Source organism: Kitasatospora sp. NPDC058243 (genome assembly GCF_042882025.1).
GTDB lineage: Bacteria > Actinomycetota > Actinomycetes > Streptomycetales > Streptomycetaceae > Kitasatospora.
The window spans coordinates 221,303-241,485 of record NZ_JBHVWW010000001.1; the positions used below are offsets into that span (position 1 = coordinate 221,303).

21 protein-coding genes and 2 pseudogenes are annotated in these 20,183 nt (G+C 72.1%); 8 read left to right on the forward strand and 15 right to left on the reverse strand.

Annotated elements, in window-relative coordinates; translation table 11 throughout:
- Positions 1 to 180: 180 nt before the first annotated feature.
- The 14 genes from ACFVX9_RS00885 to ACFVX9_RS00950 all read right to left on the reverse strand — a co-directional run bounded on the left by ACFVX9_RS00885 (position 181) and on the right by ACFVX9_RS00950 (position 11,781).
- Positions 181 to 543, reverse strand: coding sequence for a hypothetical protein (locus ACFVX9_RS00885; protein ID WP_380369192.1), 363 nt, complete (start codon positions 541 to 543; stop codon positions 181 to 183).
- A gap of 126 nt (positions 544 to 669) precedes the next feature.
- Positions 670 to 2,394, reverse strand: coding sequence for an FAD-binding oxidoreductase (locus tag ACFVX9_RS00890; protein WP_387979710.1), 1,725 nt, complete (start codon positions 2,392 to 2,394; stop codon positions 670 to 672).
- A gap of 140 nt (positions 2,395 to 2,534) precedes the next feature.
- A complete protein-coding gene (locus ACFVX9_RS00895) occupies positions 2,535 to 3,740 on the reverse strand; it encodes a serine hydrolase domain-containing protein (protein WP_387979712.1) in 1,206 nt (401 codons plus the stop codon).
- A gap of 271 nt (positions 3,741 to 4,011) precedes the next feature.
- Positions 4,012 to 4,584 carry a hypothetical protein gene (locus tag ACFVX9_RS00900; protein WP_380369199.1) on the reverse strand — a complete coding sequence of 191 codons (573 nt, stop codon included), beginning with the start codon at positions 4,582 to 4,584 and terminating at the stop codon, positions 4,012 to 4,014.
- 325 nt (positions 4,585 to 4,909) lie between these two features.
- Positions 4,910 to 5,041: a M4 family metallopeptidase gene (locus tag ACFVX9_RS00905; RefSeq protein WP_387979714.1), complete on the reverse strand. Its 132-nt coding sequence runs from the start codon at positions 5,039 to 5,041 to the stop codon at positions 4,910 to 4,912.
- Positions 5,042 to 5,049: 8 nt separating this feature from the next.
- Positions 5,050 to 5,358: a phophatidylserine decarboxylase associated domain-containing protein gene (locus tag ACFVX9_RS00910; protein ID WP_387979716.1), complete on the reverse strand. Its 309-nt coding sequence runs from the start codon at positions 5,356 to 5,358 to the stop codon at positions 5,050 to 5,052.
- A 53-nt stretch (positions 5,359 to 5,411) separates the two neighbouring features.
- Positions 5,412 to 6,224 carry a TIGR03619 family F420-dependent LLM class oxidoreductase gene (locus ACFVX9_RS00915; RefSeq protein ID WP_387979718.1) on the reverse strand — a complete coding sequence of 271 codons (813 nt, stop codon included), beginning with the start codon at positions 6,222 to 6,224 and terminating at the stop codon, positions 5,412 to 5,414.
- Positions 6,221 to 7,579, reverse strand: a complete 1,359-nt coding sequence (locus ACFVX9_RS00920) for a class I adenylate-forming enzyme family protein (RefSeq protein WP_387979720.1) — start codon at positions 7,577 to 7,579, stop codon at positions 6,221 to 6,223. Before ACFVX9_RS00920 ends, ACFVX9_RS00915 begins: the two co-directional genes overlap by 4 nt.
- Positions 7,576 to 8,094, reverse strand: coding sequence for a polyketide synthase (locus ACFVX9_RS00925; protein ID WP_380562839.1), 519 nt, complete (start codon positions 8,092 to 8,094; stop codon positions 7,576 to 7,578). Before ACFVX9_RS00925 ends, ACFVX9_RS00920 begins: the two co-directional genes overlap by 4 nt.
- Positions 8,091 to 9,188: a beta-ketoacyl synthase N-terminal-like domain-containing protein gene (locus ACFVX9_RS00930; protein WP_387979723.1), complete on the reverse strand. Its 1,098-nt coding sequence runs from the start codon at positions 9,186 to 9,188 to the stop codon at positions 8,091 to 8,093. Before ACFVX9_RS00930 ends, ACFVX9_RS00925 begins: the two co-directional genes overlap by 4 nt.
- Positions 9,189 to 9,193: 5 nt before the next feature.
- Positions 9,194 to 9,577: a polyketide dehydratase gene (locus tag ACFVX9_RS00935; RefSeq protein ID WP_350876226.1), complete on the reverse strand. Its 384-nt coding sequence runs from the start codon at positions 9,575 to 9,577 to the stop codon at positions 9,194 to 9,196.
- Between the two features lie 7 nt (positions 9,578 to 9,584).
- Positions 9,585 to 10,133 carry an acyl-CoA thioesterase gene (locus ACFVX9_RS00940; RefSeq protein WP_380493269.1) on the reverse strand — a complete coding sequence of 183 codons (549 nt, stop codon included), beginning with the start codon at positions 10,131 to 10,133 and terminating at the stop codon, positions 9,585 to 9,587.
- Entirely contained in the window at positions 10,130 to 11,515 is a 1,386-nt protein-coding gene (locus ACFVX9_RS00945) for an aminotransferase class III-fold pyridoxal phosphate-dependent enzyme (RefSeq protein WP_380369222.1), read from the reverse strand. The genes ACFVX9_RS00940 and ACFVX9_RS00945 overlap by 4 nt, the downstream gene beginning before the upstream one ends.
- On the reverse strand, positions 11,512 to 11,781 hold the full coding sequence (locus ACFVX9_RS00950; RefSeq protein ID WP_244293790.1) for an acyl carrier protein: 270 nt from the start codon (positions 11,779 to 11,781) through the stop codon (positions 11,512 to 11,514). Before ACFVX9_RS00950 ends, ACFVX9_RS00945 begins: the two co-directional genes overlap by 4 nt.
- Before the next feature lie 666 nt (positions 11,782 to 12,447).
- Between ACFVX9_RS00950 and ACFVX9_RS00955 the strand changes: the two genes are divergently transcribed.
- The 6 genes from ACFVX9_RS00955 to ACFVX9_RS00980 all read left to right on the forward strand — a co-directional run bounded on the left by ACFVX9_RS00955 (position 12,448) and on the right by ACFVX9_RS00980 (position 18,692).
- Positions 12,448 to 12,963 carry a nucleoside 2-deoxyribosyltransferase gene (locus tag ACFVX9_RS00955; protein ID WP_063351995.1) on the forward strand — a complete coding sequence of 172 codons (516 nt, stop codon included), beginning with the start codon at positions 12,448 to 12,450 and terminating at the stop codon, positions 12,961 to 12,963.
- Position 12,964: 1 nt separating this feature from the next.
- Positions 12,965 to 13,909, forward strand: a complete 945-nt coding sequence (locus ACFVX9_RS00960) for a dihydroorotate dehydrogenase (RefSeq protein ID WP_380369226.1) — start codon at positions 12,965 to 12,967, stop codon at positions 13,907 to 13,909.
- Entirely contained in the window at positions 13,906 to 14,697 is a 792-nt protein-coding gene (locus ACFVX9_RS00965) for a creatininase family protein (RefSeq protein ID WP_380369229.1), read from the forward strand. The genes ACFVX9_RS00960 and ACFVX9_RS00965 overlap by 4 nt, the downstream gene beginning before the upstream one ends.
- Entirely contained in the window at positions 14,694 to 15,989 is a 1,296-nt protein-coding gene (locus ACFVX9_RS00970; RefSeq protein ID WP_380369231.1) for a hypothetical protein, read from the forward strand. Before ACFVX9_RS00965 ends, ACFVX9_RS00970 begins: the two co-directional genes overlap by 4 nt.
- Positions 15,986 to 17,521, forward strand: a complete 1,536-nt coding sequence (locus ACFVX9_RS00975; protein ID WP_387979727.1) for an MFS transporter — start codon at positions 15,986 to 15,988, stop codon at positions 17,519 to 17,521. Before ACFVX9_RS00970 ends, ACFVX9_RS00975 begins: the two co-directional genes overlap by 4 nt.
- 130 nt (positions 17,522 to 17,651) lie before the next feature.
- Positions 17,652 to 18,692, forward strand: coding sequence for a zinc-dependent alcohol dehydrogenase family protein (locus ACFVX9_RS00980; protein ID WP_387979729.1), 1,041 nt, complete (start codon positions 17,652 to 17,654; stop codon positions 18,690 to 18,692).
- A gap of 132 nt (positions 18,693 to 18,824) precedes the next feature.
- Here the strand turns inward: ACFVX9_RS00980 and ACFVX9_RS00985 are convergent.
- Positions 18,825 to 19,139, reverse strand: a pseudogene (locus ACFVX9_RS00985) (DNA gyrase subunit B); the annotation flags it as partial.
- 230 nt (positions 19,140 to 19,369) lie between these two features.
- On the opposite strand from ACFVX9_RS00985, the pseudogene ACFVX9_RS00990 reads away from it, so the two are divergent.
- Together ACFVX9_RS00990 and ACFVX9_RS00995 are read left to right on the forward strand one after the other, a co-directional pair.
- A pseudogene (locus tag ACFVX9_RS00990) lies at positions 19,370 to 19,642 on the forward strand (tyrosine-type recombinase/integrase); the annotation flags it as partial.
- 25 nt (positions 19,643 to 19,667) lie between these two features.
- The gene (locus ACFVX9_RS00995) at positions 19,668 to 20,072 is read left to right on the forward strand and encodes a tyrosine-type recombinase/integrase (RefSeq protein ID WP_387979731.1); all 405 of its coding nucleotides are present in this window, start codon (positions 19,668 to 19,670) and stop codon (positions 20,070 to 20,072) included.
- Positions 20,073 to 20,183: the final 111 nt, after the last annotated feature.

Consider the following 20,183-nt stretch of genomic DNA (forward strand, 5'->3'; position numbering starts at 1 on the left):
CCTGTGGGTGGGGGGGGGGGGGGCGGGGGGGGGTGAGGGGGAACCGTTCCCCGAGGGGAAAAGTGGTCATCGGGGGGGGGTGGGGAAAACCCAAAACCCCCCCGGGGCCGGGCCATGCTTGTCGTCACCGGATCGGCACGGTCCCCGGCCTGCGTGTCCGGGGCGGCCGGGGACCGGCGCTCAGTTGAAGACCAGGACGTCGGTGCGCATCGGCAGCGGGCTGTTCCAGCCGATGTTGATCTTGAACGTCACCAGTCCGTTGCTGGGGGCGATGCTCGACACCTGGAAGGGCGCCGCACCGACGAACCGGTGCCCGTTCCCGTCGATCTCGGAGGCCGTGATGACGACCGTCGAGTCGATCCCGATGACGTTCCAGGCGATCTGGAGGTTGAACGTCCCGTTTCCCGGGGTCCACGTCCACCACCCCCGCCACACGGCGCCGACGTTGCCGCCGATCGCCGCGAGGCCCTGGTCCCGGTCGGCGGGCTGCGAACTGCTCGCGATCCGCGGCACCTCGATGGAGGAAGATTCGGCTGCGGCCATGACGGCTCCCCTCGCACCGGGAGAGCCCCCATGAGCCCCCCGAATACTTTGAGTGTCCGGCAATGTGCACAGCGTAACAATCACTCGTGCGAGTGAACCTCCGGCGCGCCTCCCCCGGGGCTTTCGTTACGGCCTCCGGTCGGGCGGTTCGATGGCGAGGGCGTGCCGGAAGATGTTGCACGGGTCCCAGTGGGCCTTGACCTGTTGCAGGCGGGGGTAGTTGTCCTTGTAGTAGAGGGTGTGCCACGGGGTGCCGGAGGTGTTCCACACCGGGTCGGCGAGGTCGGTGTCCGCATAGTTGATGTAGGAGCCGTCACTGACCTCGCCGGGGACGGGGACGCCTCCGGTGTCGCGGTACACCTCGCGGTAGAAGTCGCGGACCCAGGCCAGATGGGCCGCGTCGTCCGACTCGTCGGCCCAGACGGTGTAGTAGACGGCCTTCATGACCGAGTCGCGCTGGGCGACGGCGGTGGCGTAGGGGGGCACCGCGTTGACTTGGCCGCCGTAGCCGACGAGGAGCAGGCCGCACTCCGTACCGCCCGCGCCGTTCGTCAGATGCCGGTAGGCGGTGACGAGTTGGGTGTCGGTGAGGGAGCGGCGCAGGTAGCCGGCCTTGTCCTTGTAGCGCCGGGTGATCGAGTTGCCGGCCTCGCCCGTCCCCGGCCAGGTGCTGGTGGGCAGCCAGGGCATGGTGCCCCGGAGGGTGGCGGGTTCGGTGGCACCCACGTCGGCGGTCACCGCGCGCACGAAGTCGGTGAGCACCGCGTCGGAACCCGGAACGCCCGCGTCGATCTGCACGACCAGCTCAAGGGTGCCGGACTTGCGGTGTCCGGCAATGAGGACGGCGTACAGGTTCGCCGCGGGGGTGCCCGGTTCGCTGTTGCGCTCGTGCCACGTCCCGTAGTTGCGCAGCAGGGTGGTGAACGCCCGTTCCGTCATCTTCTCGTCCCAGGTCCAGGCGACCAGGCACCTCCGCAGCTCGCCCGGGGCACGCGGCAAAAGCGCCGCGGGGTCGCCGTGGGAGCGGGTGCCAGGGCCGGAAGTTTCGGGGTCGGGGGTGCCAGGGCCAGGGGTGTCACGGGAGCGGAGCCAGTAGCGGGTGACGACGCCGAAGTTGCCACCCCCGCCGCCGGTGTGGGCCCACCACAGGTCGTGGTTCGGATCGTCCGGGTCCCGGGTGGCGACCACCGCCCGGACGGTCCCGTCCCGGTCGGCCACCACCACCTCCACGGCGTACAGGTAGTCCACGACCGAGCCGTAGGCGCGGGACAGCGGACCGTACCCGCCGCCGGCCAGATGCCCGCCCGCGCCCACCTCGGGGCAGCCGCCGGCCGGGATCGTCACACCCCAGCCCTTGAACAGGGTCCGGTACACGCGTCCGAGGGTCGCCCCCGGCTGCACCGCGAACGCACCCATCGCGGGGTCGAAGCCGACGGCGTCCATCGGAGAGAGGTCCAGCAGGAGCTGCACCGCCGGGTCGCCGGTGAAGTTCTCGAAACAGTGGCCGCCGCTGCGCACGGCGATCCGGCGCCCGGAGCGGACGGCGTCGGCGACGGCCCGCACCACCTGCTCGGTGGAGCCGGCCAGGCGGATCTCCTCCGGCCGGCCGACGAAACGGTAGTTGTCGCCCCGCAGCAGGCTGTCGTAGCGGGAGTCATCGGGGCGGACCGTGACCGGCCCGAACGGCCGGCCCTCCGGCCCGCCCCCACCTCCCGCCGGACCCGGGCCCTGGTGGCCCGCCGCCTCGGCGGGCCCGACGGCCAGGCCGGCAACCGCACCGCCGACCGCCACCGCACCGGCCCGGGCGAGCAGGTGGCGACGCCCCAGCCGTTCGTCTGCCGACCCGTCCATCTCTTCCTCCGTTCACCACGACCATTCGTCAGCGCATGCTATCGGCGCCAACGCCATCCAAATATGCTGACCGTAGCGATAATTGACGCTGAATCAGGAGTGCCGATCATCGACACGCCCGACCCGCCCCCGGCGGACGTTCAGTGGGCGCCGCAGAAGACGGCGTCGAGGAACTTGTTGCCCGCCTCGTTCTGCGCCGTCTGCTCGGCGTCATCGCCCCGCGGGGTGTAGGAGAGCGCGACCTGGCGGTCGGCGGTGCCCCACAGCTGGGTGGTGAAGCCGAAGGTGCCACCGTTGTGGCCCAGCACGGTGGTGCAGGAGAGCTGCACCCGCGCCAGCCCCATCCCGTAGTCGATGTCGTGCGAGCCCGGCACGGTCTCAAACGTCGTGGTCATCTCGCGCTGCTCCGCCGGGCGCAGCAACTTCCCGTTCAGCAGGGCCTGCTGGAATCGGATCAGGTCATCGGTGGTGGAGATGATCTCTCCGGCGGCGCCCGCCCAGGAGGGGTTCTGGTCGGTGACGTCGATGTCGGTCTTCTTGACGTTCCCAGTGCCGGCGCCGTCCACGGTGGTCCAGTAGCTGTGGGCGTGCGGGCCGGGGATCGTGGTGGAGCGGCCGGGGACCGTGGTCTTCGTCATCCCGAGCGGACGCAGGATGCGCTGACCGACCTCCTGTCCGTAGGGGTGCCCGGTGACCTGCTCGATGATCAGACCGAGGATGTCGAAGTTGGTGTTGGAGTAGCCCCATTGGGTGCCGGGCGCGAAGTACGGGGCGTGGGAGACGGATGCGGCCACCAACTGACGCGCGGTGAACGTGCGGTTCAACCCGCCCTGGGCCAGCCACGTCCGGAAGACGGCCGGGTCGTTGAGGTTGGGAAAGACATCGGTGCCCTCGTTGGTGGCGTCGAACAGGCCCGTGCGCTGGTTGAGCAGCTGGCGGACGGTGATGTTCTGCCCGTTGGGGACCAGCCCCGGCAGGTGGCTCGACACCGAGTCCTCCAGGCCGAGCCGGTGCTCGCCGACCAGTTGCAGCACCGTGGTGGCGACGAACGTCTTGGTGACGCTGCCGATCCGGAACCGGCCGTCACCACGGACGGGCGCCTGACCGACCAGGTCGGTCACCCCCGTGGTGCCGCGCCACCGCTGGTCACCGTCACGCACCTCGGCGATCGCGGACACCGCCTTGGCGTCGGTCAGCCCGTTGAGGGCGAGTTGCAGCGGACCGCCACGCGGGCGGGCCGACGAAGCTGCGGAGTCCTCGGCCCCCGCCACGGCGGCGGAGGCGGGTGACGCGGACACCGCCAGGCAGAAGGCTGCGATCAGGGCACTGGTCAGACGACGAGACATGGTGCTTCCCTTCACTCGGGCGAACAGGAGTTCGCCACGAGCCAGCCTGTCAGCGCCGCCACCGGGGGATCATCACTCCGGATGAGGACCCGTCCATCCTTCAACAGGCTTACGAGATCGACACCTTAGGACACCAAAGAGGTACGTGAGGGGTCGTCCGGCGGTCGCATCCGGGGATGCGCCCGCACGCTCGGTCGAGTTATGGCCGGGGGGAGCCTCTGGTCTGGTGGCTCCCCCCGGCGTTCGGCACAAGGTCCCGTTCTACGGCCGGTCAGCCGGCGCTGACGACCTGGCCGCAGATGATCGTTCCGTTGAGCGTGACCGTCTGACCGAGGTCGTAGGTGGCGGCCACCTCCGTGTCCGTCAGCGTGACCGTCCAACTGTCGCCGGTCTTGGTCGCCTTGACGCCGGTCGCGTTGTTCTTCACGTAGCCGCCGACGTGGGCGGCCGTGCTGACCGGCATCATCCAGCCGGTGCCCGACTCGACGCCGGCGACGCTCGGGCCACCGGCGTTCTGGTCCGACGGCGCCTGGAAGGACGTCAGCTCACCCTTGATGACGGTGCAGGTGCTGTCTGCGGCCTTGATGGAGCCGGACTCCACGCCGCTGAAGGTCACGTCGGCGCTGCCCTTGCCAGCCTTCGCCGGCGGGCCGGTGGGGGCGCCCGCCGCTGCGGGCGCTGCCGCGTCAGTCGTCGCCGCACCCGCGGACGTCGAGACCGCGGCCCCCGGTGCGGTGGCGCTCTTGGCCGGGCTCGACGATCCGCATCCGGCGAGGGATATCAGCGTCGCGCCGGCTATGAGCCCGATGACGGCACGTCGTCGGTGGAGTTCGGTCCGTGACATGTTCTCGCCCCTGAATCTCGCGTGTGAGTATTTGACGATCACCGTGCAGAATGCGGTCGGCGGCTGTCCATCACAGGACGGAGGCCGGATGTCGGGCCGGTGTTCTGCGCGGTGATCTCCATGCCCGGCACCATAGCCTGACGGTCTGACAAAAAAGTGTTCGCACTCGGATTGGTGGACACCGGTCCGCCTGGCAGCAAAACGGCCGCCCCTGACCCGCCACACGGAAAACCGGATTCCTCCCCGGGCTGAAGGCCGGGACATCCTTCGACCATCCAGGTGAAGCGCCGCACGGGCGGAGGCAGGGGTCGCCCGGCCGGTGGGGTCAGCTGTCGACGTTCACCGCGGACCAGGTGGAGGCGACGGTGGTGGAGGCGGTGCTGTCGGGGCCGAAGAGGTCGGCGGCGGCCTGGAGGGTGGCGGCGCGGGCACCGGAGTGGTCGGTGGTGGAGATCATGTAGGTGGTCAGCGCGCGGTGTCGTTCATCTCGTACCCGAGCAGGGTGTGCATGGTGCCCAGGGGCACCGTGCCGTTGTACTGGCCCTGGCCGATGCCGGTGTGCACGGCCTCGTAGGCGTACAGTTGCCCGCCCGAGGCCGCCTCGGTCGGCACGTAGCGGCTCGCGGGGCTGTCCAGGAACGCGCACCACTCACGCAGGACCTGCTGGAGCGCGGAGTTGAACGCCGGAGTGCGCAGCAGGCTCTCGCCTGACCGACAGGTAAGGAAACACCACCTGCTGCCATGAAGCCCGAAAGGATGACGGCGATAACTCATCAGCTCAGCTGATGTGCGCGAGCCGAACGACTTCACCCCCCTGAGCCGGCGTGCTACCCGGTCAGCGCCGCGTGCAGTGGGGCCAGCAGGGAGAGGTCGTCGGTGGTGACGGTGAGGTGGGTGGCGCCGGCGGACCGCCAGGCGTCGGCGAGGGAGCGCCAGGTGTCCGGCCGGCCGGGGGCGGGGCGCAGGCGGGCCTCGATGCCGAAGGCGCTCCAGTCGCGGCCGGCTTCCGTCACCGCCGTCCGCAGTTCGGCGATGAGTGCGGCACCGCGGTCGACCCGGTTGGCGAGCAGGCCGGACATGGTGAAGCCGTCGGCGAGGGTGGCGATCCGGCGCAGTGAGCCGGGTCTTCCTCCGGTGCGCAGGGTGCCGCCGCCCATCCAGAGGGGTACGGGACGCGGCCGGGGGGTGAGGGTGACGCCGGAGAACGCGACGTGCTCGCCGGCGAAGTCCGCGTCCGGCCGCGTCCACAGCAGGCGCAGCGCATGGACCTGTTCCTCGAACAGTGCCGCACGGGTGCCCGGGGCGACGCCGAGGGCGGCGGACTCGGCGGCGTCGGATCCGATGGCGATGCCCAGCCGCAGTCGGTCGCCGCTGAGGTGGGCCAGTTGCGCGGTCTGCTTGGCGGCGAGCACCACCGGGCGGTGCGGCAGGATCGTCATCGCGGTCGCCAGCTCGATCCGGGTGGTGACGGCTGCCAGGAACGCCACCAGCGTCAGGCTCTCGTAGGCGGGAACGCCGGACACCAGGTGTTCGGGGACGGACAGGTGGTCGTACCCGAGGCTCTCCGCGGTCACCGCGAACGCGCGGAGTCCGGCGGGTGAGAGGGCCGTCGGGACGGTCCAGCCGAGGCGGAGGGTCATTTGCGGAAGGCCTCCGGGTCGGCGGTGGAGACGAACACCGCGCGCGGGCGTTCGGCGGGCAGCAGCTGGGAGTTGAGGAGGTGGCGTAGTGCCTTCTCCCCGCCGGGGAGGGTGCCGGTGACGGACAGGTGGACGTGGAGGACCTGCGTGCCGTCCTCGTTCACCACCTCGGGCACGCAGTGCACGACCCCCGGGATGGCGTGCGCGGCCTGCCGGACGGTGTTCAGTGAGACCTTCTCGCCGCGCAGGACCACGAAGTCCGACAGGCGTCCGTGGAAGGTCAGATAGCCGTCGTCGATCGAGAAGGCGTCCCCGGTGGCGATGGTCCGCGGCCCCAGCAGGACTCTGCCGCTGTGCTGCCCGACCCGGCGCAGCAGTACGGTGCCGGATTCGACCAGCAGTTCGCCCACGTCGCCCTGCACCCCGCGCAGTGACGCGCGCACTCCCGGCAGCGGGCGGCCGACCGAGCCGTACCGGTGCGCGGGCTCGGCGTGCGCAGCCAGGGTCGACACGCGTGGTCCGGCCTCGGTGAGCCCGTAGGTCAGGTACAGCTCCGCGGAGGGCCGCGCGGCCAGCAGTCGGGCCACCTCCGCAGGTGCGAGCCGGTCCCCGCCGACCGCCAGTGCCCGCAGGCCGCGTGGCACGAGCCCGGGGTCGGCCAGCAGTTGGCGGGCGATCGTCGGGGTCACGGCCGAGTGGGTGACCCCGCGCCCGGTGACCGCGTCGCGGTACCCGGCCGGCGAGAACGGCGGCCCGTCGAGCACCAGTCGCGCCTTGGTCACGTACGCGGCGAACGCCTGCGCCACGAGGGCGTAGGAGTAGTACAGCGGCAGGTTCACCAGCAGGGTGTCGGCCGGGGTGATGCCCGTGGCCCCGGCGTGCAGGCGGGCGTTGTGCAGGAGCGAGGCCACCCGGTGCACGCACGCGCTGAACATCCCGGAGGTGCCGGAGGTGGACAGCAGGATCTCGCCCGGCCGGTACGGGGTGGTGGGGTGCCCGGTCGGCACGGCGAACGCGCCGCCCACCGGCAGTTGCGGCCCCGCGCCGGCCAGCCGGGTGGTCACCACGACGCCGGCCCCGACATGCCCGGCCAGCGCGCGCACCCGCTGCCACGGCGTGCTCGGCGGCACGGCCAGCGGCACCAGGCCCAGCAGCAGCGACGAGAGCAGCACGCGCAGCAGTTCGACTCCGTTGGCGAGGCAGAGCACCACCGCGTCCCCCGGCGCCAGGCCCAGCCCGGCCAGGTCCGCCAGCACGTCGTCCACCCCGGCCGGAGCGCCGCCGCCCGTACTGGCCGGGATTGCCTCGACCCGGGTCAGGAAGTCGGCCACCTCGGACCGGGTGAGGCCGTTCACCGCTCGTCCCGGGCGCTGGTCAGGACCAGGCAGCGACACAACTGCCCTTCTCCCCCGGCGGGTTGCAGGCCGACCAGGAGCACGTGCCGGGCGTGGCCGTCCGCGAGCCAGCCGCCGATCACCGTGAACGCGACGGGGGTGACTCGGTCGGGGTGCGCCGCCAGCAGCAGGGACGGACCGCGCAACTCGTGACGCAGGGCGGGCAGCCCGGCCAGCACGCCCGGGTTCGCTCCGGCGAAGCGCAGCGGCGACACCCGGGACTTCGGCAGCGAGTCGGCGATGCGGCGCATCGTCCGTTCGCTCCCGGTCGCGCTCATGACCAGGATCCCGGTGTCGGCGGCGTCGTCGAGCACGGGTTCGGCGCAGTCCGCCAGTGCCCGGTCCACGGTCTCGGCGACCAGCCAGGCCGCCGGGTCGGCGTAGAAGGACGGTTTGTTCACCGCGTACTCGTCCGGGTCGTCGGCGACCACCGTCGCCGAGCCCAGCATCCGGGTGCCCGTCGGCACGTGTGTCACGCCCTCACCCCTTCGAACAGCAGGCACGTGTTGAACCCGCCGAACCCCAGCGTCAGGCTCAGTCCGGCGCCGGGGCCGACGGCTCGCGCCGATTCCGTGGCCAGCCGCAGCGGTGCCACCGGATCGCGCAGCCCGAGGACCGGTGGGACCTGCCGGTGGCGCAGGGCCAGGACCGTCGCCACGGCCTCGACGGCCCCGGTCGCGCCCAGGCTGTGGCCGAACGCCCCCTTGGTGGCGAACACCAACGGGCCGTCGGCTCCGAACAGTTCGAGCAGGCTGCGCGCCTCGACCTCGTCGTTGAGCGGTGTGCCGGTCCCGTGGGCGTTGACCACCGCGATGTCCGCGGGTGCCAGGCCCGCGGAGGCCAGGCAGCGTTCGACGGCGCGCAGCACGGCGCGCCCGGACGGGTCCGGCGCGGTGAGCCCGGCGGCGTCGTTGGCCGCACCGGCCCCGCGCAGCCGGGCGTGCACCCGGGCGCCGCGCTCCCGGGCGGAGTCGGGGTGTTCGACCACCACGAAGGCCGCGCCCTCGCCGAGCAGCATCCCGTCGCGCGCCCGGTCGAAGGCCCGCAGTCCGGTGGGGCTCATCGTGCCCAACGCGGAGTGCCCGAGCCTCTTGGCCTCGGTGACCACGTCCACCCCGCCCGCCACGCAGACCCGCCGCTCGCCCGAGCGCACCAGGGCGTGCGCGACGGCGATCGCGTCCGACCCGGCGGAACAGGCGGTCATGACGCAGACCGGGGTGCCCGGGTGCCCGATGCCCGCCGCCGCGTCGTCGGCCCAGGCGTGCAGCGTCGGCTCCGCCTCGTCCAGGCAGGCGCCGAAGCTGGTGCCCAGGACGAGGCCGACCTCGGGGTCGGTGGTGGACAGGCCGGCGTCCGCGAACGCGGCGGACAGCGTCCGCCCGGCGAGCGCGCGCTGGCGCTCGCCCGCCCCGGTCCCGTACGGCACCGACGCGATGACGGCGGCGGCGGTGTTGCGCAGGGGGTGCGGCGAGTGGACGGGCGCCAGCGCCGAGTCGCCCGCGCACAGCCGTTCCCACACCGCCTCCTGGTCCCGGCCCAGCGGGGTGTCCCAGGCCAGTCCGGTGATCACCGGGGTCACCACGGCCGGGCCGCCGCGGGGTCGACCTTCGTCCGGCTCATCGCGCCGCGGAACCCGGCGACGGAGCGGCCCTCCACGGTCACCACGGCGGAGAAGGCGAAGGTGGGGCCGGACAGCCGGTCCGCGCGGACGTCGAGCACGACCTGGTCGCCGGGCACGACCGGGGCGAGGAACCGGGACTTGACCGTGCCGACCAGGGTGACCTCGTCGTCGGCGAGCGGATCGCTGCTCAACTGGTAGAGCAGGACGCCGGACTGGGCGAAGGCCTGCATGGTGTGGCTGCCGGGCAGGATCAGCCCCGGGGTCAGGCCGCGCTCGGGCAGGTGCCCGGACAGCGCGCCCATCTCCGCCGAGACGGCGAACATGCTGCGCAGGAACACGCCGGGCTCATGGTCCAGAACCCGGTCGATGAACAGGCGGGGGTGGCGTCCGCGCACCAGGGCGGCGATGGCCGAGGTGCCCAGCGGACGTGCCTCGCGGACCGTGACGGGAGGGGGTGCCGTTTCGTTCGGGTGTCGCATCCGGGACGATTCCTCTCAGGGCCTGTCGCAGCGGTGCCGGTAGGGGCACCACGCGCCGGGTGTCGGGGGCGACGGCGGCGAAGACGAGGTCGCCGGCCACCAGCGGGGTGCGGGTGCCGTCCTGCTCCTCCCGCAGCAGACGTACCGCGAGGGCGAACCAGGCCGCGCCGACGTGGTCGACCCGGGTGTCCCCGATGATCACGTCGCGGTACACGGCGCTGTTGAGGTAGGTCACCCGCAGGTCGGCGACCACCAGGTCGACGTCGGCCGCGCCGAAGGCGGTCAGACCCGCGCCGTGCGCTTCGAGGTGTTCGGTGCCCGCGGTCTCCATCAGCGAGGTGTAGCGGGAGAAGTGCACGATCCCGGTCGCGTCGGTGTCGACGTGCTCGACCCGGGTGCGGAACCCCCCGCTCACCACAGGGCCCGGGCGCCTGCCGCCACCCGGTCCACGATCTCGTCGGCCTGCGTCCCGGTGGTGATCAGCGGCAGCACGATCCGCAGGGTGGGGTGGATGTAGCGCCGGCCGCCGGAGCGTCTGCCCGCGCCCGCCATGAACTCCGCGTACACGCCCGCTTCGATCAACTCCCGGCGCAGCGCGCCGATCCGGTCCGCGGCCGCGGCGGTCAGTTCCACGCCGAGCATGACCCCGCTCCCGCGGACCTCGGTGAACACGTCCGGGTGGCGGCCCACCAGGGCGTCGTCGAGATGCTTGGCCAGGTCCACGCCGACGTCGGCCGAGCGTCGCAGCAGCCCTTCGGTCTCGATGTGCTCGATGCCGTCGCGGATCACCGCGCAGTTCGGTGGCCGCAGGTCGGAGGTGGTCACGGCGCCGGAGGAGCGGACGGCCAGCTCCTTGCGGGCGATCACCATCGAGGTGGACACCGTGCCCATGCCCAGGAACTTGCCGATGACGGTGATGTCGGTGGGCACCGGCCCGTCCGCGTCGCGCATGGCGAACCAGCTGCCGGTCTTGGCGAACGTCAGCACCTCGTCGGCCACCAGCAGCACGCCGTCGGCCGCGCACCGCCGCGCGAGTTCGCGCAGGTATCCGGGCGGAGGCGCGAGGATGCCCGCGTCGCCCTGGATCGGTTCGACCACGACGGCCAGCAGCCGGTCGGCGGACTCGGCGAAGTACTCCGTCAGGGCGTCGAGGTCGCCGAACGGAATGTGGTGGACCCGGACTCCGTACGGGCCGGCGGTGTCCGCGCCGGGCAGCCCGGCCCGGTAGTACCTGCGGTTGAGCAGCTGCACCAGCCCACTGGTCCAGCCGTGCCAGGCGCCGTGGAAGGCCAGGATGGTGTCGCGCTGCTCCTTGCCCGGGCGGTGGCACAGCCGCCGGCCGTCGAAGCGGGACTCCAGCACCAGCCGCAGCGCCAACTCGTTGCCCTCCGAGCCGGAGTTGCGTCCGCTGACGTGGTACCGCCCCGCGGGGAAGTGGTCGGTCCACAGCCCGCCGGGGCCGAAGAGCCGGTCGAGGAGCTCCGCCCGTTCCAGCGAGCCCAGTTCGTCGGTGACGTTGCCGACTCCGGTGCTGCGCGCGAGCGCCGCTCGTACGACGGGGTGGTCGCCGCCCAGGGTGGCGCTGGCGTAGCCGCCGCTGGCGTCCAGCAACCGCAGCCGCCTGCCCCGGCGTTCCGGGCTCAGGTCGACCACGTCGAGGTGCAGGCCGCTGCCGCCCACGCAGGCGAACGGGAGCCGGGCCGACCCGTAGTGGTTGAGGTGCAGGTCCGTGCCGCGCAACAGCACACCGGTCCGGTCCCCGGCGTGGTCGTCACCGGCGACCGGGGCCGTGCTCACGCGGTGGCCGGGGGGCGGTCGGCCCCCGACAGCCGCTCGACCAGTGCCAGCACATCGCCGAGGGTGGACAACTCCCCCGCCGCGATGGCCTCGTCGGGGATGCTGATGTCGAACGCCTCTTCACACTGCACGCGCAGTTCCACGAAACCGAGCGAGTCCATGCCGTAATTCTCGCGCAGCCTGTCGTCGAGTCGCATCCGGTCGATCGGCACCTCCACCAGCACCTCGGAGTGCAGAATTCGCTTGATGGTCTGCAAAGGATTCACCAGAACTTCCCCTCTGGGTGGGTTCATTCGAACAGGCGGCGACCGGGTGTCCGGCGTGCGGAAAGGCGAGTGAGATCGCGGAAACGGTCGGGCCGAAAGCGGGCCGACGCCGATCGAAATACAAGGCGGCGCCGGCCATTCACGCTTTATCGAAGCTAGCCGAGGCCTTATCACCTGTCAATGGTCGACGATTTACCCGCCACGCACCTTCGAACACCGGATTCGACAATTCTTTTGCACATTAGTTCGACGGCGATTCGGCCATTTCCGAGCACACGGTCCGTACACCCGCGAAAACCGGCCCGCAACGCGCCTCCCGAGCGGGCCGCGATCGACAGCCGAGCGGCAGCTATGCACCTTTTGTGCAATTTGAGACGCATCTCCGTCTGGCGCATATGCTTCTTGTCCTGGTGAATCATCCCGAACTAGCCTGAGGTCGTCCCTTTGTCCGGATGGACACAGAGCGCGGGAACGGGAACGCCATCGGGCTCCCCGGTGGCAGCGTCAGGCCTCACCCCCGGCTTCCTCCCCGTTCACTGCGAGCGCACCATCCGATGGCGCTGACCACTTCTGTCGATAGCGCTGACCATTTCTGCTTCCTGCCGACCGAAGTCCGCCTCCTTGCGCGGCTGTCGGCAGACTCCTTCGAAGGAGCTTCGAAACGCCATGAAAGTCACCCCCGACGCCCTGCGCGGCGTCACCGTGTTCGTCGGCGGCCCGATCCAGCACGCCTTGGTGCCCGGCGGGATGGCGGCGCCGATCCACGATTTCCTGAGACTGACCATCGACCAGTCGCGGCAGGCCGGCGCCACCGTGCTGTCCGCGCACGTGGCCGAACGATTCGGTGCCGACACCGCTTCGTTCACCCCCGAGGAGGTGTCCGTGCGCGACTACGCATGGATGCGCGAATGCGATGTGTTCGTGCCGGTCCTGCCGGTGCTCGACGGCACCCTGCTGCGCACGGACGGCACGCACATCGAACTGGGGTGGGCCAGCGCGCTGGGCCGCCCCATCGTGGGCATCACCGACCAGCCCTTCTCCGAGTCGGCCAGCCACCTGCTCAAGGGACTCGCCCAGGTCGCCGCCGCAACGTTCCTGTCCGCCAAGGAGATCGCCAAGGACCCGGCGCTGCTGGTCGACGGCGTGCTCGCGGCGCTGGGCCGGACCAGGGCGGCGGCCTGACATGGAGGCCCCGACCCACCTGCTGGGGATGCACCTGGCCAATCCGGTCGTGGTCGGCTCCGGCCTGCTCACCGACCAGGAGCGCAACATCCGCAGGCTGCTGGACGCCGGCGCGGGCGCGGTGGTCACCAAGACCATCCACCCCAACCCGCCGATCGGCCTGGACGAGCGCCTCGTCAGGCTGCCCACCGGAATGATCAACAGCACCACCTACTCCAAACGGTCCGTCGAGCACTGGGTGCGCATCCTGCGCGACCTGACCAGGGACGGGCTGCCGGTCATCGCGTCGCTGCACGCCGACAGCCCGGCGGAACTCGCCGAGTTGGCGGCCCGCGTGGAGGCGACGGGCTGCCGGGCACTGGAACTGGGCATCTCCTGCCTCAACGAGGAGGACGGCCTCGACGACACCCCCGAGCGAGTGCACGCCTACACCGCAGCCACCCGCGCTGCGACGCGGGTGCCGTTCTCGGTCAAGCTGGCCAGCGGGGAGGGCCTGCACGCCCGGGCGTTCGCCGCCGCCCGGGCCGGCGCCGACGCGGTGACCATCAGCGACACCCTGCCCGCCGCCGCCGTGCACCCGGAGACCGGTGACCTCCAACTCGGCGGCGTGTTCGGCTACTCCGGACCGGGCATCAAGCCGCTCGTGCTGGCCTCCCTGTGGAAGCTGCGCCGAGCCGGGTTCACCCTTCCCGTGCTGGCCTCCGGCGGCGTGCAGTCGGGCCGGGACGTGCACGACTACCTGGCGGTCGGCGCGGTGGTGGCCCAGGTGTACACCGCGCTGCACACCGACATGTACCCCACGCTCACCCGGATCGTGGCCGAGACCACCGGAACGGACAACACCGGGACGGGGAACGTCAACGCCGGGATTACCAACGCCGGGAACACCGGCCGGGGCCTCGAACCCGCCACCGGCGCGAACCGATCCGGGCAGGTGCGGCCATGACCCCCCGCAGCGCCGGACCGCAGCTGTGCGACCTGAGCAGCGCCGACGTCCTGGCGGCCACCACCGGGCGGACCGTGGTGTGGCCGGTGGGAGCCACCGAACAGCACGGTCCGCACCTGCCGCTGTCCGTGGACACCGTGCTCGCCGAAGCGTTCGCCCGACAGATCGCCTACGAGCTGAACGCCCTGACCCTGCCGACGCAGTCCATCGCGGCGCGGTCGCTTCCGCAGAGCGGCGGCGGCCTGGCCTTCCCCGGCACCGTCTACGTGCGCGGTCGGTCCCTGCTGGCCTTCCTGGAGGACGCGCTGGAGTCGCTGTGCGCCCTGCCGTGGAGCCGACTGCTGGTCGTCAACGGCCACTTCGAGAACGAGCCGTTCCTCTTCGAGGCCCTCGACGAGGTGGGCCGACGGCCGGCGGCCGCGGGCAAGGAGTTCGTCGCGCTGAGCTGGTGGAGCCTGGTCGACACCGACTGGCTCGCCGGGCGGGTGCCGCTCTTCCCGGGGTGGCACGCCGAGCACGCGGGGATCACCGAGACCAGCCTGATGCTCTACCTCCGCCCGGAGCTGGTCTCGCCCGCACGGCCCGACCACGCCGACCCACCCCGCCCGGGGATCTACCTGCACCCCGCCGACGTGAGCCGCACGACCAACCAGGGCGTCCTGTCCAGCACTTCGGGCTCCACCGCCGCCCTGGGCAAGGAGCTCTTCTGGCACGTGGTCTCGGCCGCGGTCGACCTGGTGTCCCAGGGCGACGGACTTCTGCACGATCTGCACGAGGAGAAGCCGTGACCGTACCCACCCTCTGCGTGAGCAACGCCGTCGACACCCTGCGCGACTTCGCCGTCCGCGCCGACGACGTCGACGAACTGCTGTCGGAGTGCTACGCCCAGCAGGACCAGGCGCTGTTCTGGGGACCGCTGGACAAGATGCTCATCACCTACGAGCCGATCGGAGACCTGGACTGGCAGCGGAAGTTCCTGGAGATCGACGGTGTGGTGAACCTCAGCCCGGCGGGCCGCACCGGCTCGCTGTTCGCCGACATGCTCGCCGATCCCGAGCTGATGGCCGCCGTGGCCGCCCACGCCGGGCCGGGCCGCAGACTCCGGCTGATCCCGCACACCACCACCGCCGACCTGTGGCGGTTCACCGAAGCCCTGCGCACCCGGTACGACGTGGTGACCGAACTGCCGGAGAGCCCGCCGCAGCAGTCCCTGCGCGACCTGCTGGACACCAAGACCGGCCTGCGCGACCTGGCCACCGACCTCGGCATGACCGACGGACCCTGCCGCATCCCGCCCGGCACGCACTGCGCCGGGAAGCAGGACGTGCCGGCCGCCGTCCGGGACATGCTCGCGACCGGCACACCGTGCATCGTCAAGGCGGACCGCGGCGAGGCGAGCCTCGGCCTGCTGATCTTCCGGCCCGGCGACGACGACATCGCCGAACGCCTGGCCGGAAGCACGTTCTACGACGAGGACCCGGTGGTCGTCGAGGAGTTCCTCCACGGCGACATCACCTTCCCGTCCGTGGAGTACATGGTGCCGGCGGACGCCCCGCCCCACCTCTGCTACACGACCGACATGCTGTTCGAGGGCGCCACGCACCTGCGCGGCAACGTCACCGCGCGCGAACTGCGCCGCGCATGGTGGTACCGCCCGCTGACCGAGGGCGGACTCCGGCTGGCCGAGGAGATGCAACGGCGCGGCTACCGCGGGCGCTTCGGCATCGACGCGATCGCCCGCGACGGCGTCGTCTACCTGCACGACCTCAACGCCCGCCGTACCGGGTCGAGTCACGTGCACGAGTTCGGCGAGCACCTCATCGGCCCCGGCTACCTCGACACCCACGCGGTCGGCAACTACGACTTCTACGGCCTTCCGGCCGGGCTGTACCTGCCGGAAGTGCTGCGTCTGCTCGGACCGCTCGTGGCCTCACCCCGACACGCCGACCGGGGCGTGGTCCCGACCGAGCTGACGGACCTTCAAACTGGCAGACTGAGCTGCATGTTCTACGCGCCCAGCCTCGCCGAACTGCACGACCTGATCGACCGAGCCAGGACGGCTCTGGACCTCGGCCGGTGAGCAGCACGCTGCCCGTGGTCGGGACGGCCCGGCGCTGGCTGGTGCTGACCGTGGTGCTGCTGTGCTTCCTGCCCGCCGCCGTGGACGTCACCATCCTCACCATCACCGTCCCGACCCTCGCCCACGAACTGCAGGCCTCCCCGACCGAACTGCTGTGGGCGGTCGACGTCTACTCGCTCCTGATGGTCGGACTGGTGCTGGTCAGCGGGCCGTTGGGCGACCGGATCGGGCACAAGCGGCTGCTGCTGGCCGGGTTGGCCGTCTTCAGCGCCGCCTCGGCGCTGTGCGCGCTGGCACCCGGTCCGCCGGCCCTGATCGGCGCCCGGGCACTGCTGGCGATCGGCGCGTCGATGATCATCCCGGCCACGCTGGCGCTGATCCGGCAGACCTTCGGCGACGGCCGAGACCACGCGGTGGCCATCGGAGCGTGGAGCGCGGTCGCCGCCGGCGCCTCGGCACTGGGACCGGTGGCCGGCGGCTTCCTGCTCCAACACTTCTGGTGGGGCTCGATCTTCCTGGTCAACCTGCCGATCGTGGCACTGGCCGTGCCCGCCGTGGCACTGCTGCTGCGCAACGAGGTCGAGTCCGAACGGCAACCGTGGGAGGCCACCTCGCCCCTGCTCTCGATGGTGGGATTCCTGGGCTGCGCCTACGCCATCATCGCCTTCACCCACGACGGCGTCGGCATCCCGGAGGTGGTGCTGCCGGCGGCGGCGGGCCTGACCGCGCTGGTGCTGTTCGTGCGACGGCAGCAGCGGATGCCGCACCCGATGCTGGACCTGTCCCTGTTCCGGCTGCCCGGGCTGCGCGCCGGAGTGGTGGCCTCGGTACTGCCGGTGCTGGTGATGGTCGGCTTCGAACTCCAGCTGGTGCAGTACCTGCAGATCGCCAAGGGACTGTCGGCGGAGGCCGCCGCGCTGTACCTGATCCCGATGCCGTTGGCCGCGACGGTGGCGGGGCCGGTGGGCGGACTGCTCCTCTCCCGCCTGGGACAACCGCGCGCGGGCGTACCCGCCGGCCTGCTGCTCGCGGCGACCGGATACGTGCTGGCCGCCTCCGGCACGGTGGTCCCGCTCGGGCTGGCCCTGATCGGGTTCGGCCACGGCCTGGTCCAGATGGTCGCCTCGAACCTGATCATGACCACCGCGCCGTCCTCCCAGGCAGGCGCGGCGGCGGGCATCGAGTCCGTCGCCTACGAGGCCGGCGCCGGCCTGGGGATCGCCGTCTTCGGCACGGTCACCACGGTGGCCTACCGACTGCTCCTCCCCCCGGGCACGTCATCGTCCCCACTGGACGCGGGCGCCTCCCCGGAAACCGCCCAGGCCTTCACCGACGCCTTCCACACCACCACCTGGCTGGCTGCCGCCCTCACCCTGGCCACGATCCTCCTGGCCACCCCGACGAGAACGTCGACGCGATCCGTCGCATCCAACGCAGCCGGCGCAGCCGCAGACGCCTCGACTCCCTCGGCCCCGCCGGGTCCGGGGACGAGCAGCACACCGAGCAGGAGACAGCCGAACGAACGGACCTGACTGCGCGGACGGGGGTCCTCCACGACTGTCCGGCGAGGCGGCGCAGAAGCGGGGCGGCGCAGGGCCCGTGTGCACGGCGGCCCCGCCGGGATGATCCTGAAGAGCAGGGGCAGCAACACACGAGGCGGCGATGGACACCACACACGCAGCACCGGGAGAGACCGAGGCCTGGGTCGTGGCGCAGCCGGGGCCGGTGGGTACGGCACGCCCGGGGCCGCTGGTGTGGGAGCGGCGGCCGCTGTCCGCGCCCGGACCGCAGGAGATCCTGGTGGAAGTGGAGGCGTGCGGGGTGTGCCGTACGGACCTGCACCTGGCCGAGGGGGACCTCGCTCCCCGGATGGCGCGGTGCTCGCCGGGGCACGAAGTGGTCGGGCGCGTGCGCGCGGCCGGTCCCGCGGTCGAGGAGTTCACCGTCGGGGACCGCGCCGGGGTGGCCTGGCTGGCCCGGACCTGCGGCAGCTGCGGGTACTGCCGGACCGGGCGGGAGAACCTCTGCCCGGATTCCCGCTACACCGGCTGGGACCGGCACGGCGGCTACGCCCGCCACGTGGTCGCGGACGCCCGTTTCGCCCACCGCCTGCCCGAAGGGCCGCCCGCCGAGGAGCTCGCCCCGCTGCTGTGCGCCGGGATCATCGGCTACCGGGCGCTGGAGCGGGCCGAGCTGCCATCGGGCGGGCTCCTGGGCATCTACGGCTTCGGCGCGTCCGCGCACCTGACCGCCCAGCTCGCCCTCGCCCGGGGCGCCCGGGTGGCCGCGTTCACCCGGGGTGCGGAGGCCCGACGGCTGGCGCTGGAGCTCGGCGCCGAGTTCGCCGGCGACTCGTACGACCCGCCCCCCGAACCGCTGGACGCCGCCGTCCTCTTCGCCCCGGTCGGCGAACTGGTGCCGGTCGCCCTCGCGGCGCTGGACCGGGGCGGCACGCTCGCGGTGGCCGGCATCCACCTCAGCGACATCCCGCCACTGAACTACCAGCGGCACCTGTTCCAGGAGCGCACGCTGCGCAGCGTCACCGCCAACACCCGGGCCGACGGACAGGCCTACCTGGCCGAGGCCACCCGGACCCGCCCGGTGGTCCACGTGCGCCGCTACCCGCTGCGGCACGCCGACGCGGCCCTCGGCGACCTCGCCGCGGGCCGCGTGACCGGAGTCGCGGTCCTCGTCCCGGAGTAGCCGAAGGCGGGCCGGGCCCCGACGACCGTGGCGCCCGGTGGCTGGTGGGGTCGCCGGGATCGTCTGCACCCACCGAAAAGCCCAGGCCGGGGACCCAACCCCGACCTGGGCTTCGGTGTCTTCGGTGCGCTGTCAGCGGCGGGCGGTCATCGAGATCCGGGCGAGGACGGCGGCCGCCTGCGCCGGGTCGGCGCGGAGCCAGGCGGCCAGGTGCTCCCGGACGGCCTCGGCGACGCAGGCACGGACAGGCCCGTTGCCCAGTCTGTCGCGGGTGCACCCCTCGAACTCGGGGCGATCGAGCTTCACCGACACGACCGCCGTCAGGCCCGCGCCGAGCTGGGCGGGGGTGAAGTCGGGGTCGGACGGCATCAGCAGCTGCTGCTCGCGGGCGTAGGCGTTGACCGCAACCGCCAGACCGTCTCGGAACCCGAGCTCGTGCGTGCCGCCGCCGGTGGTCGGCCGGCCACGCCGCGTGCGTCGAGCGGGACCCCATCCTCGCCTTCGGCCACCTCCGGCTCCTCGATCTGCGCCCGGAGCACGTCGACGCCTGGGTCACCGCCCAGCTGGAGGCCAACCGCGGGCGCATCACCGTCTACCGGGCCGTGTCCACGCTGCGCAACGCGCTGAACGCCGCGGTGCGTTCGTGGGGGCTGCGCTACAACCCGGCCAAGCACTCCGTGCCGGCCAGGCCCCGCGCCGCCGAACGCATCTGCTGGACCCCCGAACAGGCAGCCACCTTCCTGCAGCACGGTGCAGAGCAGTACGCGGACCAGCTGACCGATCTGTTCGAGGTCATGCTCGGCACTGGTATGCGCCGCGGCGAGGCCCTGGCCCTGCACTGGTCGGACGTCCACCTCATGGACCGCAAGCTCTACGTCCGCTGGACCCTCGCCGCCATCGACAACGGCACGATCCACCTCCGCGAACCCAAGACCGAGGCCAGCCGCGCCTGGATCAGCCTCTCCCCCCAGAGTCATGGCTGCCCTCCACCGCCAGGCCGCCCTCCAGATGGCCGCCTATTCCGACGGCCGGCTCGAAGGCCTCGTCTTCGCCCGCCCGGGCGGAACACCGCTGCGGCCCCGGTGGGTCCTCGACCAGCTCCGCAAACGCACCGGCGACCTCGACCTGCCGAACACCGGCCTGCACGACCTGCGGCACACCGCGGCCAGCATCATGATCGCTGAAGGCATCCCTCTGGCGATCGTCTCCAAGACCCTGCGCCACACCACCCTGGCGACCACCATCAACCTCTACGGCCACCTCTTCAAGGACTCCGCCGACCAGGCCGTCAACGCCCTCGCCCGAGCACTCGATCAAGCCCAGGCAGGCCGGCTCCGGGCCGTCCCCCGTGGCGACGACGACCTGCCACTCGCCGCATAGCCGCCCGGTCGGTCGGTCACCCGACCTGCCGGGCCGGACCGCAAGTGCCCCGTCGCCATTCCTGCCCGGTTGCGCGGGAGGGGGGAGGAGGGACACAAAACGGCTCCCTCC